Origin of the sequence: Kitasatospora sp. NPDC056327, from assembly GCF_042261735.1 — a bacterium.
Lineage (GTDB): Bacteria > Actinomycetota > Actinomycetes > Streptomycetales > Streptomycetaceae > Kitasatospora.
Genome location: NZ_JBHJRC010000561.1, coordinates 1 through 1,087, shown reverse-complemented (window position 1 = coordinate 1,087; position 1,087 = coordinate 1). Strand labels below are relative to the sequence as shown.

Genomic DNA, 1,087 nt, shown 5'->3' with positions numbered 1-1,087 from the left:
CCCTCGCCGAGATCCGCGAGAACGGCCGCCGCACCTGGCGCGACGCCGCCGGCGTCACCGACCTCGACACCAACCGCCCCGCCCGCGCCGACGGCCGCTTCCGGATCGGCAGCGTCACCAAGACCTTCGTCGCCACCGTCGTCCTCCAACTGGTCGACGAGGGCGGGCTCCGCCTCGACGACCCCGTCGAGAAGCACCTGCCCGGCACCGTCCCCGGCGGCCAGGACATCACCCTGCGCCAACTCCTCAACCACACCAGCGGACTCTTCGACTACCTGGAGACCGGGGACTTCCTCTTCGAGGACGAGGAGAGCCTGCGCACCTTCCTCGCGGGCCGGCGCTGGCAGGACTACCGGCCGGCCGACCTGATCGCGGCGGGTGTCGGCAGGCCCGTGTACTTCCCGCCCGGCCGGGGCTGGCACTACTCCAACACCAACTACGTCCTCGTCGGCGAGGTGATCCGCGCGGTCACCGGCCGCAGCTGGCAGAGCGAGGCCGAGCGGCGGATCGTCCGACCGCTGCGCCTGACGGACACCGTGTTCCCAACCTCCCGGCCGGACATCCCCGGTCCGCACGCGCACGGGTACGCCCGGCTGCCGGAGGGGCCGGTGGACGTCACGCTGGTCAACCCGACCGTCGGCGGCGCGGCGGGCAACGGCATCTCCACCACCGCCGACCTCAACCGCTTCCACGCCGCCCTGTTCGGCGGCGGGCTCCTGTCCGCGGCACGGTTCGCGGAGATGACCACCACCGTCCCGGCCCCCGGTATCGACGCGCACTACGGGCTGGGCCTCACCCGGTACGACCTCGGGTGCGGCGAGCTCTGGGGCCACACCGGCGGCGTCCCCGGCTACAGCACGGTCTGGCTCGGCGCGAAGGACGGCGCACGGCAGTTCACGCTCTCCTTCAACGACGTGGCGGAGGCGGGGAACCCGGCGACCACCACCACCATGCTGGCCTTCGTCCGGCGGGCCTCGTGCGGCCCGGCGGCGGGGGCGGCCGGAACAGCGGGGGCGGCGGAGGCCGCGCCCGGCGGTGCGAACTCCGTTCCCGGCGAGAAGCGTTGACGCTTCCCGCGGTCCGGCCG

1 protein-coding gene is annotated in these 1,087 nt (G+C 74.1%); it reads left to right on the top strand.

Features of this window, described 5'->3' with window-relative positions:
* On the top strand, positions 1 to 1,067 hold a 1,067-nt coding region (locus tag ACFCX4_RS36325; protein WP_376151763.1), incomplete at its 5' end, for a serine hydrolase domain-containing protein.
* Positions 1,068 to 1,087: the final 20 nt, after the last annotated feature.